This window comes from Serratia sp. LSHTC3 (assembly GCF_057197125.1).
The window spans coordinates 139,794-156,758 of the sequence record NZ_JBXUNP010000006.1 but is presented as its reverse complement, the minus strand read 5'-3'; the positions used below and the strand labels follow the sequence as shown (position 1 = coordinate 156,758).

At 58.7% G+C, this 16,965-nt stretch carries 14 protein-coding genes and 1 pseudogene; 5 read left to right on the top strand and 10 right to left on the bottom strand.

Annotated features, from left to right (window positions below):
* Positions 1-13: 13 nt before the first annotated feature.
* Positions 14-1,876, bottom strand: a complete 1,863-nt coding sequence (bglF, locus tag AC2CGI_RS20635; protein ID WP_076741151.1) for a PTS beta-glucoside transporter subunit IIABC — start codon at positions 1,874-1,876, stop codon at positions 14-16.
* Positions 1,877-2,536: 660 nt separating this feature from the next.
* On the opposite strand from bglF, the gene AC2CGI_RS20630 reads away from it, so the two are divergent.
* Positions 2,537-3,286 carry an NAD-dependent epimerase/dehydratase family protein gene (locus AC2CGI_RS20630; protein WP_015376227.1) on the top strand — a complete coding sequence of 250 codons (750 nt, stop codon included), beginning with the start codon at positions 2,537-2,539 and terminating at the stop codon, positions 3,284-3,286.
* Between the two features lie 33 nt (positions 3,287-3,319).
* Here AC2CGI_RS20630 and AC2CGI_RS20625 read toward each other — a convergent pair whose 3' ends face one another.
* The gene (locus AC2CGI_RS20625; RefSeq protein WP_004934092.1) at positions 3,320-4,486 is read right to left on the bottom strand and encodes an MFS transporter; all 1,167 of its coding nucleotides are present in this window, start codon (positions 4,484-4,486) and stop codon (positions 3,320-3,322) included.
* Positions 4,487-4,850: 364 nt separating this feature from the next.
* Between AC2CGI_RS20625 and AC2CGI_RS20620 the strand changes: the two genes are divergently transcribed.
* Positions 4,851-5,951: an alkene reductase gene (locus AC2CGI_RS20620; protein ID WP_004934091.1), complete on the top strand. Its 1,101-nt coding sequence runs from the start codon at positions 4,851-4,853 to the stop codon at positions 5,949-5,951.
* Between the two features lie 20 nt (positions 5,952-5,971).
* Here AC2CGI_RS20620 and AC2CGI_RS20615 read toward each other — a convergent pair whose 3' ends face one another.
* The 7 genes from AC2CGI_RS20615 to AC2CGI_RS20585 form a co-directional block, all read right to left on the bottom strand.
* Complete coding sequence (locus AC2CGI_RS20615; RefSeq protein ID WP_166444727.1) at positions 5,972-6,727, bottom strand: nucleotidyltransferase domain-containing protein; 756 nt, start codon at positions 6,725-6,727, stop codon at positions 5,972-5,974.
* Position 6,728: 1 nt separating this feature from the next.
* Positions 6,729-7,241 (bottom strand): Mpo1 family 2-hydroxy fatty acid dioxygenase, encoded by a 513-nt coding sequence (locus AC2CGI_RS20610; protein ID WP_015376225.1) that lies wholly within the window; start codon positions 7,239-7,241, stop codon positions 6,729-6,731.
* Between the two features lie 71 nt (positions 7,242-7,312).
* Entirely contained in the window at positions 7,313-7,756 is a 444-nt protein-coding gene (locus AC2CGI_RS20605) for a universal stress protein (protein ID WP_015376224.1), read from the bottom strand.
* Between the two features lie 21 nt (positions 7,757-7,777).
* On the bottom strand, positions 7,778-8,551 hold the full coding sequence (locus AC2CGI_RS20600) for a siderophore-interacting protein (RefSeq protein ID WP_004934080.1): 774 nt from the start codon (positions 8,549-8,551) through the stop codon (positions 7,778-7,780).
* Positions 8,532-9,977: an efflux transporter outer membrane subunit gene (locus AC2CGI_RS20595; RefSeq protein ID WP_076741152.1), complete on the bottom strand. Its 1,446-nt coding sequence runs from the start codon at positions 9,975-9,977 to the stop codon at positions 8,532-8,534. Before AC2CGI_RS20595 ends, AC2CGI_RS20600 begins: the two co-directional genes overlap by 20 nt.
* Positions 9,974-11,017: an HlyD family secretion protein gene (locus AC2CGI_RS20590; RefSeq protein ID WP_004934076.1), complete on the bottom strand. Its 1,044-nt coding sequence runs from the start codon at positions 11,015-11,017 to the stop codon at positions 9,974-9,976. The genes AC2CGI_RS20595 and AC2CGI_RS20590 overlap by 4 nt, the downstream gene beginning before the upstream one ends.
* Before the next feature lie 41 nt (positions 11,018-11,058).
* Entirely contained in the window at positions 11,059-12,594 is a 1,536-nt protein-coding gene (locus tag AC2CGI_RS20585) for an MFS transporter (protein WP_004934074.1), read from the bottom strand.
* 140 nt (positions 12,595-12,734) lie between these two features.
* Here AC2CGI_RS20585 and AC2CGI_RS20580 point away from each other — a divergent pair, with 140 nt between their 5' ends.
* A complete protein-coding gene (locus AC2CGI_RS20580; protein WP_031299766.1) occupies positions 12,735-13,637 on the top strand; it encodes a LysR family transcriptional regulator in 903 nt (300 codons plus the stop codon).
* Positions 13,638-13,836: 199 nt separating this feature from the next.
* Complete coding sequence (locus tag AC2CGI_RS20575) at positions 13,837-14,175, top strand: colicin E1 family microcin immunity protein (RefSeq protein WP_004934067.1); 339 nt, start codon at positions 13,837-13,839, stop codon at positions 14,173-14,175.
* Positions 14,176-14,824: 649 nt separating this feature from the next.
* Here AC2CGI_RS20575 and AC2CGI_RS20570 read toward each other — a convergent pair.
* A pseudogene (locus AC2CGI_RS20570) lies at positions 14,825-15,031 on the bottom strand (winged helix-turn-helix domain-containing protein); the annotation flags it as partial.
* 985 nt (positions 15,032-16,016) lie between these two features.
* On the opposite strand from AC2CGI_RS20570, the gene AC2CGI_RS20565 reads away from it, so the two are divergent.
* The gene (locus tag AC2CGI_RS20565) at positions 16,017-16,946 is read left to right on the top strand and encodes a VirK/YbjX family protein (RefSeq protein ID WP_033645081.1); all 930 of its coding nucleotides are present in this window, start codon (positions 16,017-16,019) and stop codon (positions 16,944-16,946) included.
* Positions 16,947-16,965: the final 19 nt, after the last annotated feature.

Genomic DNA, 16,965 nt, shown 5'->3' with positions numbered 1-16,965 from the left:
GCTTGCTCCTCAATTAACGTAATAAAGTCAGCAGCGGCGCCTGTTCCTGCACCGGAGACAGGCCGCTGGTCAACACGTCCACGTAGTCATCGCTGTTGCTGATGATGATCGGCGTGGTGGTGTCATAGCCGGCGGCATGGATCGCCGCCTGGTCGAACTCGATCAGCAGATCGCCCGGGGCGACCCGCTCGCCTTCCCGCACGTGGGCGGTGAAATGCGCCCCGTCCAGCTTCACGGTATCGATGCCGACGTGAATAAGAATCTCCGCACCGTCGTCCGATTCGATGCCGATGGCGTGTTTGGTTTTGAACAGCGACGCCACGCTGCCGCTCACCGGCGCCACCACGCGCCCCTGCTGCGGCGCGATCGCCACGCCTTTCCCCAGCAGGCCGCTGGCGAAGGTCGCGTCGTTCACCTGATCCAGCGGCACGATGTCGCCGGCGATCGGGCTGAGGATGGCCTGTTTGCGGTTGAGCGGCGCGGCGGCTTCAGGCTGCGCCGCGTCTTCCGCCGGCGTAACGCCAAACAGATAGCTGGCCAGCGCGGCGAACACGAACGACAGCAGGGTGCCGCCGATCGCGCCCCATACCGTGGCGTCGATGCCGCCGCCGGGGATAATCTGCGCGAAGGTGAACACGCTCACCAGGCCGAACGAGTAAACCGAAGTATGGAAGTAGCCGATCACCGCGCCGCCCAGCGCGCCGCCGATGCAGCCGAAGATGAATGGGCGTTTGTTCGGCAGCGTGACGCCATACACCGCCGGCTCGGTGATGCCGAAAATCCCGGCGCCGATAGCCGAAGCGGACAGCGCCCGCAGTTTGGCGTCGCGAGTGCGCAGCATCACGCCCAGCGTGGCGCCGACCTGCCCCATCACCGCCGGCAACAGCAGCGGCACCATGGTGTCGCGCCCCAGCACGCTCAGGTTGTTGATCATCAACGGCACCAATCCCCAATGCAGGCCGAAGATCACGCACACCTGCCACATCGCCCCCATAAAGGCGCCGGCGATGATCGGGTTAAAGGCGTAAATGCTCTGATAGCCGTTGGCCAGCAGGTGGCTGAGCCAGGTTGCCGCCGGGCCGATCAGCAGGAAGGTCAACGGCACGGTGATCGCCAGGCACAACAGCGGCGTGATGAAATTGCGCAGCGCACTGTGGATCACCCGGTTAAACAGCGGCTCCAGGCGGCAGGACACCCAGGCCGCAAAGATGATCGGGATCACCGACGAGCTGTAGTTGATGAAGGTCAGCGGAATGCCGAAGAAATACTCGCGCACCGCGCCCGGCTGCTGCGCCGCTTCGAAGGCCGCTATCATCAGCGGGTGCGTCAGCGCGCCGCCGATCGCCATGGTGACGAACGGGTTGCCGCCGAATTTTTTCCCGGCGGTATAGCCGAGCATGATCGGGAAGAAGTAGAACAGCGCGTCGCTGGCGGCGAACAGCATTTTGAAGGTGCCGCCGCTCTCCAGCAGCCAGCCGCAGGCCAGGCTCAGCGCCAGGAAGCCTTTCAGGATCCCCGAAGCGGCCATCACCCCGAGCAGCGGGGTAAAAATGCCGGACACCAGATCGATAAAGCGGCTGAGCAGGTTGTCTTTTTTGCCGCCCGCGTCGTCGCTCGACGCGCCTTCGGCCAACCCGCCGACCCGATTGACCGCGTCGAACACCTCCGCCACGTGGTTGCCCACCACCACCTGGAACTGGCCGCCGCTTTCCACCACCATGATAACGCCCGGATTTTTCTTCAGCGCTGCCGCGTTGGCGCGATTGTCGTCGCGCAGTTTGAAACGCAGGCGGGTAGCGCAATGCACCAGGCTTTTCACATTGTCGCGGCCACCGACGCCGGCCAAAATCTCACTGGCTAATGTGTCATATTTCATACTGTTATCCTTAGACTTCGCGTTCTGCCGCTCCCCGCCCCGCGCTGGCCTGGCGCTGAGGCGAAATTCGGCGCAAAAAAAAACCTAAACCTCGCGGCCTCTGCCCCATCGGGGAACAGAAACGCGAGGTTTAGGTTTTGCCTGCCGTAGCAGTAACAACCCTAAATCGGTTGAGTTATGACGTTAACACCGCGGATTTTGCCGGGGCAAGCCTTTGCGTCGGCAAATTGCCGAACTGTGATCGGGCGGGCAAAACCGACCTGAGGTATCAAATAAGGCCTGTCGCCCTCTATCGGCTTCAGCACAGCAGTGATATATCGCGCAGGCGGAATAGAGAGGGGGCGGAATATCGCCCGCCTCAGGCAAAAACATAAGATTAACTAACCTAATAATTCACGATCAGGCGAAAGCAAAGCGCTCGTCCATCCACTGTCAATCCCCGCTTTTTTGGTCGAAATCGGCAATCCATAAGGCAAATAGATCGCCAAACTTGATTGCGCATCGTTAACATTCCACGATATTCACCTGCGCAAAAATCACCATGTGCAATTGATAATGGTGAAAGAAACATCAGAATGACTAATTAAAACGACTGGACAAAAGTCACGCGGGCGATTATTACTGGTCAACGCGTAATCGATTGTAAGGATGACAGCGACCATGACGTTGCGGACTGAGTTGGGACGGATTCTGATCACCGGCGCCGGCGGCCGGGTAGCCACGGCGTTTCGCCAGGCGATGGGCGATCGCTACGCGCTGCGGCTGGCGGAAAGGGATGTCAGCCTGCTGCACGATCTGCAGCCCGGCGACGAAGTCATCAGCTTCAACATCGCCGATCTCGACGCCTGCCGCGCGGCCTGCGCCAATATCGACACCGTGTTGCATCTGGCCGCCGATCCCTCCCCCGATGCCGACTTTTGCGGTTCGTTGATGGACAACAACATTCTCGGCACTTTCAATATTTTCCGCGCGGCGAAAGACGCCGGCTGCCGCCGGGTGGTGTTCGCCAGCAGCGCACAGGCGGTGGAAGGCTATCCGCTCGATTACCAAATCCGCCCGGATGACGCGCCGAAACCGAAAAACCTGTACGGCGCCAGCAAGGCGTTCGGCGAAGGCATCGCCGCCTACTTCGCCCATCAGGAAGGGCTTTCCGCCCTGTCGGTGCGCATCGCCAACTTCACCACCCTCAGCCCGGGCGATCGGCTCAGCGCCCGCGACATGAGCGCGTTTCTCAGCCATCGCGATGCCGCCGATCTGCTGGAGCGCTGCATTCGCGTCGACGGGGTGCAATATGCGGTGGTGCACGGGGTTTCCAATAACCGCTACACGCGTTTATCGCTGGAAGAGACCCGTCGCCTGCTCGGCTACGCCCCGCAGGACGATGCGTTCAGCCTGCTCGGCTTTGAGTGAGCGCGGCGGGGAACCCCGCCGCACGCTGTCGTTTTAACCGTTGGCGTAGGCCACTTTTTCGGCCTGACGGTGGGTGAACAGCACCAGCAGCAGCGCCAATCCGGCAATAATCGCCCCCATCACCGGCACGAAGCTGTATCCCAGCCCGGCGGAGACTACCGCGCCACCGGCGGCGGCGCCCAGCGCATTGCCCAGGTTAAAGGCACCGATATTGACCGAAGACGACAGCCCCGGCGCTTCACTGGCGACACGCATCACGCGCATCTGCAGCGGCGGCACCACGGCAAAGGTCGCCGCGCCCCAAATCACCATGCTGACTGCGGCGCCGATTTCACTGCGCGCCAGGAACGGGATCACCAGCATAATGACCACCAGCAGCAACAGGAAGCCTTTCAGCGTCGCGCTTTCGGAGCGGTCGGCGAACTTGCCGCCGAGGTAGTTGCCGATGGAGAAACCGACGCCGATCAACACCAGCATAGACGTCACGAACAGCGGTGTCGCATCGGTGATGTGCTGCAACACCGGCGAGATATAGGTATAGAGCGTGAACATCGCGCCCGCGCCCAGCACGGTCGTCAGCAAGGCGGACAGCACCTGAGGGCGCACCAATACCGACAGCTCGCGTTTCACATCCGGACGCGCGCCGGCGCTGCCTTGCGGCAACGAGAACCACAGCCCCAGCATGGCGATCACGCCCAGCCCGGCCGTCGCCAGGAACGACATGCGCCAGCCGATGGTTTCACCCAGCCAGGTCGCGGCGGGCACCCCGCCGATATTGGCGATGGTCAGGCCCATAAACATGGTCGCCACGGCGCTGGCCTGTTTCTCCTTCGGCACCACGCTGGCGGCCACCACCGATCCGAGGCCAAAGAACGCGCCGTGGTTCAGGCTGGTGATGATGCGCGACAGCATCAGGGTGGTGTAGTCAGGCGCAACGGCCGACAGCACGTTACCCAGAGTAAAGATCGCCATCAGGAAGATCAGCGCGCTTCTGCGTGCCCGGTGAGAAAGCAGCAACGTCATCAGCGGTGCGCCGACCATCACGCCGACGGCGTAGGCGCTGATCAACATGCCGGCCATCGGGATGGAGACGTCCACCCCTTTGGCGATGGTCGGCAGCAACCCCATCGGGGAAAACTCGGTCGTGCCGATGCCGAACGCCCCCACCGCCAGGGCTAATAAGGGAAAGTTAATTTTCATTCAACAACTCCGGTTAACCGCTGCCGAAGCGCGGGAAAGTTAAGATGCCAAAAGTATGACATTGATCACACCAAAGATAAGCAGGCGGGAGGCTAAAAGACTTTTGCGATTTTGTTAAAAATCGTGGGGAAAAACAGCAGCCGACTCTATCTCAACCACGCGCCGACAGGCAATAGCCGCCGTCGCCCGAGCGCACATCGGGTTCATTCCCGCCACCTGCGGCAAGCCGGCGGCCACCGCAACTATTGAACACAGAGCAAAAGTGTTTTGTTATTGTGCGCGTTTTTAGAATTAAACGACGAAATATAATGGCCTCAGTAAAACATCAATGCCCTACGGCCCCATTCACACAGAGGGAAGCGCCATGCTTTTTGACTCGTATTCTTTAAACGGTTTATCGCTGAACAATCGCATCGTCATGCCGCCCATGACCCGCTCTCGGGCCGGCGCCGGCGACGTCGCCACCGACATGATGGCTGAATATTATGCCCAGCGCGCCAGCGCCGGGCTGATCGTCAGCGAAGGCACGCAGATTAGCCAGCAAGGCCAGGGTTATGCCTGGACGCCCGGCATTTACACCCCGGAACACATCGCCGGTTGGAAAAAAGTCACCGACGCCGTACATCAGGCCGGCGGCAAGATCTTCGCGCAGCTTTGGCACGTCGGCCGCGTGTCGCATACCATTCTACAGCCTGGCCACGCCGCGCCGGTCTCCTCCTCCGCTATCCAGGCCGATGGGGTCAAGGTATTTGTGGATGTCGAAGGCCGCGGGCCGGAACATGGCGTGGGTGAAATGGTGCAACACTCCGCACCGCGCGCCTTAACGCGGGAAGAAATTCCGGCGATCGTCAATGACTACGCTCAGGCGGCCCGCAACGCCATCGCCGCCGGTTTCGATGGCGTAGAGCTGCACGGCGCGAATGGCTATCTGATCAATCAGTTTATCGACTCGCGGGAAAACCAGCGCGACGACGAATACGGCGGTTCACTGCAAAATCGCCTGCGTTTCCTGCGGGAAGTGGCGCAGGCGGTAGCGGACGCCATCGGCAAAGAGAAACTGGGCGTGCGCCTGGCGCCGCTGACCACCCTGATGGGCTCGCAGGACGATACCCCGGAAGCCACCTATCTGGCGGCGGCCAGCGTGCTGAACGATATCGGCGCCGCTTACATTCACATCGCCGAAGCGGACTGGGATGACGCCCCGGTGATGCCGGCGGCGTTCAAAGAATCACTGCGCCTGATTTTCCGCGGCACGCTGATTTACTCGGGCAAATACACGCGTGAACGCGCTGAAGAAGCGCTGGCCAAAGGCTGGGCGGATCTGATCGGCTTCGGCCGCCCGTTCATCGCCAACCCGGATCTGCCTCACCGCCTGCAACACGGGCTGGCGCTGAATGCGCCCATTAAAGAGAAATTTTTCGGCGGCAGCCGTGAAGGCTACACCGATTACCCGGCGATCGGGTAACGCTCGCCGACAACGCCGGCTCAAGCCGGCGTTATTTTTTTCTGTGCTTCGATCCAGTCAAGAAATTGCATCATTCTGTCGCTAAAATCCGCGTCATTCGCCTCCCCTGCCGCGTGCGCTAACCAATAGTCCATTTCATCGCGCTGCTCTGCATAAAGCGCCAACAGCTGATCGGCATAGTCGGTTAGCGTTATCGGCCAGAACGGGCTCCCCTCGGCGCGCAACATATTGGTGGCGCGGATCAGCTTTCTGGCCGCTTCGCGCTTTAAGCGCCTCTCATCCGATACCGTCCTTGCCTGCAGCAGTTGCTCCCGATAACGCGCCAACGCGGGCCGTAAATCAGCATTGACCGCCAGCGCGATGCGCCGATCGGGACGAAACAGCGAAAAAGCGGCGGACACGTCTTCGCCCCACAGGCATCGGCAGTGATGCTTCAGCCAAAATCCCCAGGAATCGTGATGCTCCGGCGCCAACGCTTCATCAACGCTGCCGATGTCAAAGTCGACCTTGCTCACGATCCGCTGCTCCAGCTGAAAGGCTTGCCGCCACGCTTCAAGGCGCTGCAACGCCCCGCTATCGGCCGGCTTGATGAGCAACAGCGTGATGTCCAGATCGGACACGCCGGGAAGGGCTTCGCCGCGCGCGACGCTGCCGTAGAGGTAAATGCTGTGGATGAGCGCCGGGAATTGGCGCGGCAGCCCCGCCGTCAGCGCCTCCAGCAGCGGGATAAAAGCCTGCTGCAGCGGAAATGCCGTCACCGTGGGAATCAACGCCACCTCATCCCCTCCCATTGCGCACTTTGCCCGCGCGCAGTTCGATGTTCCGCTGCAGTTCGCGCAGCCCGCCGGCCAGGAAGCAGGCTTCCGCCAGCACGAACAGCGGGCCGATGATAAGGCCCGTCACGTCGTCCATAAACGCCGGTTTTCGCCCCTCCCAAAAGTGCCCGACAAACTGAAACAGCCAGCCGACGACGAAGCCGCCGATGCCGACGCTCAACCACGCCGCCGTCGACAGCGACGCCACCCAGGCGCCGAACCCGAGGCACAGCAGCAGCAACGCCAGCATCATGATGCCAAGGCGCAGGTTCAGCCGCAGGTAATAGAGCGCCGAGACGATAACCGCCGCGCAGGCCGGCGAAAACGGCAGCCCTCCCGCGCCCCACGCCGGCCGGGAGAGCAGCGCCAGCAGGCTGATGACGATCAGGGGGATACCGATAAAATGCGTGGCGATATTGCGCGCATCGCGGTGATAGGCGGCATAAGCGGCAAGGTGATCTTCCAGACTTCGCATGTTGACCTCCGGTATGTGCGGCCTTCGTCGCCGAACGCGCGCAGCCGCATGCGGCTGCCCTTACCCATAGCTTAGCGCGGGATCACCAATACCGGTTGACCGATCTCATCCAGCAGGCCACGCGTGACGGAAGCGTTCAGCCAGCGCCCCAACGAAGACAGGTGGCGGTGCGAGATGATCAACAGATCGCAGTTGAACAGCGCCATCTGTTCCGGGATCACCTCGATGGGCGAGCCCGCGGCCAGCAAGCCCTGGGCATTGAAGCCCTGCTGTTTCAGCGCCCGCGTCACCTGCCCGACCTGCTTTTCCGCCAGCGCTTCTTCCCGTTGGGCGGCGGGATACTCCTCGCGCTCATCGCTGTCGAAACGCAGGCCGCTGCGGCTGAGCGTGAAGGCATTGTCCACCACCGTCAGCACAATCACGCCGCCGATGCTGCCTTGCAGGCGCGCCATAAATTCCAGGGCGTTGCCGCTGTGTTCAAAGCAGTCCACCGCCAATAACACTCTCTCAATCATAACCATCCTCACTCGCCCGAGTTAAATCGCGCCCTTGAAATTGGCTTCGCCCTTTTTCCAATAACCTTTGGCAAACAAGGCGGCGCGGGAAATGCCCATTTCGTTGATAAAACGCGCCTTCAGATAGGCGGCGACCTGGTGCTCGCAGGCCAACCACACCTGCCCTTCGCCGGCCGGCAGCTCGCAATGGCTGACGGCCTGCACCAGCGGGCTGTTCATCACGCTGTCGAAATGTCGGGTGCGGATTTGCCAGCTGTTCACCTGCAAAAAGGAGCAATCGACGTCCTGGATCTCCTGCGCATCGCCCACCTCGGCGAACCACAGCACCGGCAACGGGGCGGAGAGCGAGGCGAGAATGGTGCGCATGGCGGGCAGCGCGGTCTCATCACCCAGCAACAGCAGCCAGCGAGTTTGCGGCAACAGCCGAAAGCCGCCGGAGCAAGGGCCGGCGAACCCCAGCTTGTCGCCCGGCATCGCGTCGCGCGCCCAGTTCGACGCCGGGCCTTCGCCGTGCAGCACCATGTCGATATCGAAGGTGCGGGCGAGTTTGTCGATGCCGCTCAGGGTGTAGGCCCGCCCGGCCAGCGTGTCGCGCCACGGGAAGAACACCTTGACCCAGCTGGCCGGCTCCTGCGCGCGCGGATCGGCGATAAACTTATCCACATCGTCGCCGCTCAACGTGATGCGCCTGATCCGAGCGGTGACTTGCCGCACGGCGCTCACCCGGGCCTCCCGTTTGCGGCGGGTGTCCCTTTCCAGCATCTCGTCAACAATCTTATTCAGCGTGTTGTGCATCAGCCTTCTCCTGTGGCGCCGCAGACGGGTAGGTGAGTTCCCAGCCGCCGCCCAGCGCTCGATAGATATTCACCACGGCGATCGCCGTCTCTTCCTCTGAAACAATTTGCGCGGACTGCAGATCCAGCAGCGCGCGCTGCGTGCTCAGCACGTGGATAAAATCGCTGGCGCCGTTCAGATAGCTGTCGCGCGCCAGCGCAAACGCGTGCCGGTTGGCGGCCAGCGCCTCGGCCAGGTGCGTCTGGCGGCGCTGTTGGGCGCGATAGCCGGAAAGCGCGTCGTCGATCTCGTGCCAGGCACGCAGCACCGTTTGCTGGTAGGCGATGGCCATTTCCTGCTGGCGATATTCGCTCAGGCGTACCCGCTGGGTGATTTTCCCTCCGTCGAACAACGGCAGATACAAAACGGGGCCGATGGCGAAGGTATGCGTGGACCAGCTGCCCATATCCGACAAGGCCAATGCCTGGTAGCCCGCGTTGCCGGTCAGCGTGATGCGCGGGTAGTAGTCGGCGGTGGCGACGCCGATCTCGGCGGTCGCCTGATGCAAACGCTCCGCCGCTTCGCGAATATCCGGCCTGCGCAGCGCCAGATCCGACGGCACCCCCATCGGCACCGCGCGCGCCAGCGTCGGCAGCGGCCCCGGCGGCGACAGCATCGCGTTCAGCGCGCCCGGCCGCTCGCCCAACAACAGGCCGATGGCGTTAATCAGCCGTTCTTGCCGGTCGGCCAACGTCGGCAGCAGGGCATCCACCTGCGCCAATTGCACCTGCGCCTGATCGATATCCAGTTCGTTGCCCGCGCCGCTTTGATAGCGGCTTTGCGTCAGCTGCAGCGTACGCAGCGCCGTAGCACGGTTTTCCTGCGCCACCGCCAGCTGCTGCTGCGTGGCGCGCAGGCGCAGATAGTCGCTCGCCACCTCCGCCGTCACCGACGTCAGCAGCGCGCGCCGATTCTCCTGCGAAGCGGCGAAGCCGGCGCGCGCGCTTTCCGAGGCGCGGCGCAGCTTGCCCCACATGTCCAGCTCCCAGGCGGCGCTGAAGCCGCCGCGCCAGAGGTTGTAATCCGCCTCTCCGCCGTTGCCGGACGGATCCATGCTGCCCACCGAGGTAGCTCGCTGGCGCTGATAGGCGCCATCCAGGCTCAGATCCGGCATCAGCGCCGCCTCCGTCCCCCCCAGCAGGGCGCGGCTCTGTTGCAGGCGCGCCGTGGCGAGCTGCAGATCCAGGTTACCGGCCGCCACGCGCTGCACCAGCTGCGACAGCGGCGCATCGTTGAATATCGACCACCAGACCACCGGCAATGCCCCGCCGCCGGCCTGCTCACCCCAGCTCTCGGGCAGCGCACTCTGCGGCCGAGCGTAGTCCGGCCCTACCGCCCGGCAGCCGCTCAGCGCCATCAACAGCAGCGGGATCACGGCTCTGTTCATTGCAGGCCTCCGTCCAGCGTATTGATGCTGACGTCCGCAGACATGCCGACGCGCAGGGCGCTCAACAAGGCGGCATGCTCTTTGTTGATATCAAATACAATTTTCACCGGGATGCGCTGCACGATCTTGGTGAAGTTGCCGGTGGCGTTCTCCGGCGCCACGGCCGCGAAGCTGACGCCGGAAGCCGGTGCGATGCTGTCCACCTGCCCTTTCAGCGTTTGGCCGGGAAAGGTATCGATATGGATGTCTACCGACTGCCCGTGCGCAATGTTTTCCAACTGGGTTTCCTGGTAGTTGGCGATGATGTACAGCTTGTCCTGCGGCACGATGGCCAGCAGCGCATCGCCCGGTTTGACGAACTCCCCGACCCGCAGACTTTTCTTGCCGATCACGCCGCCGATCGGCGCGGTGATGCGGGTGTAAGACAGGTTCAGTTCGGCCATCGCTTTCTTGGCCTGCGCCAGCATCAGCTCGGCATCGCTGTCCGCCAGCTTGGCCTGCAGCACCTGCTCCATGTTTCGCGCCGCTTTGAGCGTCGCCTCCGCCTGCGCCACATTGGCGGAAAGCGTGTGCACCCGCGTTGTCGCCTGCTGCGCCGCCTGCTGCGACCCCGCGCCGCTGCTGGCCATTCTCTGGTAGCGGTTCTGCTCCTGACGCGCAAACGCCAGCTCCGCCTGCGCCGCCTGCCGCTCCGCCAGCGCGGCGGCGATCAGCGCGCTCTGCCGGGTGAGGTTGGCCCTGGCGTCGTCCTGCCGGGCGCGGGCGGATTGCTCCTGCGCCGTCGCCTGCGCAAGGGCAACGTTGAATTCACGCGGATCGATCACCGCCAGCAACTCCCCCTGTTTAACCCACTGGTTGTCCCTGACCAATACCTGCGCAATTTCACCGGCAATCTGCGGAGAAATACGCGAGATATCGGCGCGAATATAGGCGTCGTTGGTATTCTGCTGTGTCTCTTTAATAAAAAACTTATTCATTAATAACCCCAGCGTAATGACGGTAACCGCCAATACGGCGACGGCGACTTTTTTGTTAGCCATAAAAGTGACTCCACTTAATATTTATTTCTGATGATAAAATGTCAGGCGGCGACCGAACGCGGCGGATAAATACGGGTCGGCATAACTAAAATCAGCGCGGTCAGTAATAACGCCAGGCCGGCAACCAACAGATAAAGATCGGCGCTGGCCAGCACGTGGCCCTGCCGGGCGGCAAGCTGCGCCAGCTGCTCCGCCGACCCCGATGCGCTGCTGTAGGCCGAGCCAAAACCGTCGGCGATCGTGCCGGCGTGATAGTCCCCTCGCTGTCGGCTGAGCAGCGCGATGGCGCCGCCGGCCGCGGTGGCGGCGAAGCCCTTCACCGCGTTAAACCAGGCCGCCGCAAACGGCCCGTCGGTCGGCAACAGCCCACCGGTCGCCTGCATCAGCAGGGGGATGATCGCCATCGGTTGCGCGACCGCCTGCAACAGCGCGATAACGCGAAACGTCTCGCCGTTCCATTCCGGCGTCAGCTGGGCGGCCAGCACGCAGGCGGTGGCCATCAACAGCAGGCTGATCGCCAGTACCCAGCGGCAATCCACCCGCGGCGTATTGCAAATAATGGCGACAATCGGCAGCGTAATTAATTGCGGCAACGCCACCCACAGCATTAAGTCGGAAGTTTGTTCCTGACGATAGCCCTGAATCGCGGATAAATATCCCGACGTAATATTGACCAGCGACACCATAATTAACAGCACGCCACCCAGCGTAATTAAGGAGAAAGACAAATTCCTTTTGCTTAATAGCTGCAAATTAAAAAAAGGCAGCGGGTGATACCATTCGTTAATCAGAAATAACGCCAATAATCCGCCGCCGCCCAATAATAAAACGTAGATCAGCGGCGAGTTCAGCCAGTCGAGCCGCTCCCCCTGTGAAATGCCCACCGTCAGCATGCCGAGCGCCATGCCGCCGAGCAGCAGGCCGCGCCAGTTGAACTGCCGCAGGCGCTCCAGCCGCAGAGGATCCTGCGGCAGACCGTAGCCGATACACACAGCGGCAATCGCCATCAGCGGCAGGTTCCAGTAGAAGTACCCACTCCAACCCCAGTGAAAGGCGAAAGCGGCGGCGGTGGCGCCCAGCGTAGCGCTCCAGGCCGAGACCCAGCCGTAGGCGCCCAGCCCCAACACCTTGATCAGCGGCGGCATAAAACGCAGCACCACCGTCATCAGCATCGGCGGCAACGCGCCGCCGGCGAAGCCCTGCAGGCTGCGCACCGCCAGCAACACGCCATACTGTTCTCCCAACCAGGGCGTCAGCAGCCCGCCGGCCAGGTAAATGCCGCACATCGTCAACGCCACCCGGCGCAACGAAAAGGTCGGCCAAAAACAGGGGGTGAACCCGGAACCGATCACAAAGCCGGTAACGTAACAGGTGGTCAGCCAACTGCCGGCATCGAAACTCAGCAGCATGCCGCCCTGTATATCCGCCAGCGCGAACTTGCTGGCGTTTTCCCCCACGCCGCTGGCCATCACCGCCAAAAACACGCCGAACAATCCCAGCCAGGTGCGGCCGTTGATTTCGCCGGCGCTGGCGAGCCACCGATTTTTGTGGTGCGGCGTAACAGACACCTCAACCATTCCCCACTCCTGCTGTTTCAGCCTCAATCTTTGTTGTCGTGGGCAGTATCCGGACTTATTTCGATTGTTTAAAATGAAATGATGTAATTAACTAATTGCACAAAACGCAATCCATTGAACGCACCACCACCGGAGAGGCCATGCCGCAAAAAATTGATTTCAACCTGATCTATGCGCTGAATCTGCTGCTGGAAGAAGGGAGCGTGAGCGGCGCCGCCGAGAAGATGAATCTGAGCGCGCCGGCGATGAGCCGCATTCTGGGGCGCATCCGCCGGCAGTTCGACGATCCGATCATGGTCAGGGCCGGCAAGCATCTGGTGCCGACGCCGCGCGCGCTGGAGTTGAAACGCCAGCTCGGCGAGATCATCGAGCAGGCCGCCGCGCTGATCGCACCGAATGATGCGTTCGAACCCGGCAAGCTGACCCGAACCTTCACCATTCGCGCCAACGACATTTTTATCGGCGCGCTGGCGGGCGGCTTGCTGGAGACGCTGCGGGACATGGCGCCGTTAAGCGGCCTGAAGTTTATCGCTGAAAGCGACGGCGAGGATGACGCGCTGCGCAGCGGCAAGGTGGATCTGGTGATCGGTTCCTCGCGCGACTGGCACCCGGAAATCAAGACGCAGAGCCTGTTCACCAGCACCTTTCAGGCGCTGGTGCGCCCTGGGCACCCAATCATCGGCCGGGTAACGCCCGAAACCCTGACTCATTACCCGCATATCAGCGTCTCCCGCCGTGGGCGCACGCAGGGGCCGATCGACGACGCGCTGCGCGATCTCGGCCTGCAGCGCAACGTCGCCCTGACCCTGCCGGGCTTCCATTCGGCGATGATGCTGACCATGAAATCGGACTTTATCCTGCCGCTGCCGCGCCACGTACTGCAGGGGGTGAGCAACATCCACCTGCCGTTGGCGGAGATCGAGCTACCGCTCGAGCTGGAATCGGTGTTTATCGTGCAGGCCTGGCACCCGCGCCTGGATCGCGATCCGGCGCATCGCTGGCTGCGGCAGACCATCAAGCAGTTCTTTTTGCAGAGGGAGTGAGGGGGTTAGGGGTTGGGGAGAAGAGACGCTCGCGGCAGAACCCAAATACGCCTGCCAGATAAGCCGGTAATATGGCATTTTGCCGAAGCCCTGCGCATACTCAGACGTCTTGGGTAAACCGAGCGGCGCGGGCAATGGCATCGATGTTCCATTTCGCCAAGCACGAAACAGAAAGGAACTCATGCGCAGGGAGGCGAAAATGACCAAAGTGTATTATTGGAAAAGTCAGGCGTGGGGCGTGACTTACTTTTTTATCGCGCTTTATTACATCTATTCTTTCCAGGACATGGTGAATATCGCACTTTCGTTGATCCTCTCCATCCTGAGCTTTTTACTGTATCCCTGTGCTAAAAAAGGCACTGAAACGGCCGCCCTGCAGTTCACGAGTGAAGAATTTTGGCACCGCGGACTGTTCGCCGATACCATAGGCAAAAATGGCGTGCTGATCCTGTATTATGCATTCTGTTATGTCATGGCCCTGCCGCTGGGCGCCCTGTATCTGCTTGCCCTGTTTCTCAGAAATAAAAAGGCCGCGTAAGCGGTTTTTACGTCAACGGCTTACTGCCTCATAGTCCTTCTTCATGAACGTTTCTTCTACCCACGCAAGCTGCACTAACACAAAGCGAAAGAAGCAAACTCACTCTACCGGAGCCGACAATCACAGAGGAGGTTGGGAGATATTGATTGGCGGAAGATCACAGGAGTATCAAAATCAACGCAACATACTGTTTTAAATAAAATAATTATGAATCACCATGTCATATTATACACACATATATACATACTTGTTACCGCTACATTCAGAGTTGTTTAAATTACAGCCAATACCGGCGCTTACTCCACTTACAAAAAAGATTTATCGCAAAACTGTTCACCCTATACACCTTTTTATTTTACCCTTTTATTTCAATGCATTGAATGGTGTATGGCTACCTTCTCGGTGTACACCCCTGTTCACCTACAGGGTGAACAGTCTGAATCGCAGGCACAAAAAAACCGGCCTGAGCCGGTTTGGGGAACGCTTGTCGTTATGATATTGGCCGTTCAAGCGGCCGATAGGATGCCCTGGTGCTGCTGCATGTATTAGAGTCACTGCCACTATAGGCGGCGCTGCGATTGAGCGTCCAATGGGTTCGGCAGATCAATAACGGCCTATTGATCGGCCCGGCCGATCGACTCGCTCATTGTCACACTGCACCACACTTCGGCAGCCAGTCCGCCTCACATTCCTCACTCAATATCAGGTTGGTTTGTATTCCGTGCTTGGTGCGGCGTTTCAGCAACGTGTGTTCCTACTCTTTCAGCGTCTGCGGCACCGCCTAGCCGAACGCCGTCAGGTTCATCACTTGCTGATACCCCCTTGCAGCCGTAAACGACAGGTAGGCGTGGTACAGGTTGCAATGCGATATACTACCGGTCACTGAATTACATCAGGTTTTTATTAACCGCCAGTATCACCGACGGGATATGGATCCACGTAGGCGGCCCGATATTTCAGCTCTATGATGAGCACATTTTCGTCAGTGAAGGCATCAATGCTCGCCCTTTATAATTCGCCCCCTAGACAGCATGAAAATAAGCAATTGAATTTTAAAAAATTACGCCAACTCATATTCTTCGTAAAAAACCAAGAAGACACTGAATAAAAATAGATGCCCCTCTTGTTTTACAAACATCTCTAGCGTACGAAAACATTTGCATAGAAACAGCGCACTCTACACACATTAGAATAAAAAAGGTTTAATTTAATAATCACAATACATATCATTTCACCCCAGTTTCAGAACTATCCCTCTATAAAACAGCGACCTACCCAAGATAAATCCTATATCGCAACACTTACTTATAAAATCATCTTGCCAATCTCTTTATTTTCACTTAATAATTAAAGTTCGATTCCATTATTAACAACCCGGGATATTACTAGCACACTTCACTATAATAATCAGTCAACGGCGCCGCTTTCTGCAATCGAGCCTCGTTAATTCATTAGGCAGCTTAACGATAAAATCGTTACCACCCTGAAAAAACATATCCCAACAGCCTCTATTCCACTCTAAAACGCATTATTATATTCTGATTTTAATAATATTCTGAGTGAGAAAGCCCCCCGTGGTTAATTATGTCAACAATGTTCAGAGCACTGTATTTCAAAGAGCAAACATCAATAGCCATACTTATGACGCCATATGAAGAAAAAAACATCAACACATTATAAAATGCACAACAATTACATGCCATTAGCGTTAAAAACACCTTCTCCATCAAACCTTGATAAATAGCAGACAATAAATTAACAATCATCTATTAGAATGGCATAAAAACCGCCAATCAATAAACATGCAAAAGTCAAAGAATAGTGCTTGCAGGATATGAATCTTGAAAAAAAACATTATCTACGAATTACTCTCGGGACAGATCGTCCCAGGCCCTGTCTGGAGGAAGAAGAGCTTCCGTGCAAAGTTCTTACTTCGACTTATTTTATACTATTCACCGACTAAAAAGGCACTATCCATTTTAACTCAACAGAGTGATTTAAAATCGATATTATATCATCAAAACACATTCCCTTGTAAAACGCACAGGCAATACCTGATGCGCAACCTTAATGCCAAACAACGCGCATCGGCTATTGTCAGCCATTACCGATATGTGTCTTCCCTCAACAACAAAATGCTGTCCAATGCGCTGATATCACAAGAAGAAACGATTTTGGCTGAATTCACCGGCAGAGAAGAGGCGCGTTTTACCATTTCAGCCTCTTGTGCGCACAAGGCAGAACGAGAAGGTGAGTCAACGCTATGGCTGCGTGGTGACAATAATGTGTTACTCGCCAGCGTGACCTTTTCGGCCGTGTCCGAAGGGGCTGAATGGCATTTCATCATTGGTGGTCTGCAAGGCCCTGGACGGCACGTACCGCACGAGACCATCAAAGAAGCTACGCGTGCTCTGTCGGGTATTTTCCCCAAACGTGTTTTGATGGAGTTTATCAGCCGCTTCGCTGAACTCACTGCGGTGCGCGCCATTTATGGCGTCAGTGATAATGGACACGTTTTTCGCTCATTGCGCTATCGACTGAGCAAAGGCCGGCATTTACATGCAAGTTACGACGATTTCTGGTCATTGATAGGCGGGATAAAACAAAATGCCTGGCGCTGGCAACTGCCCTTGACGTTTGAAAGAAAATCTTTGGAGCATATTCCCAGCAAAAAACGCGCGGAGTATCGCCGACGTTTTCAAATCATAGATGATATTGCAGAGCAAGTTCGCACGCTTAATACGCCCCGCCTCTGCGCGAAAAACGCTTAATGAAACTATCATGATCATT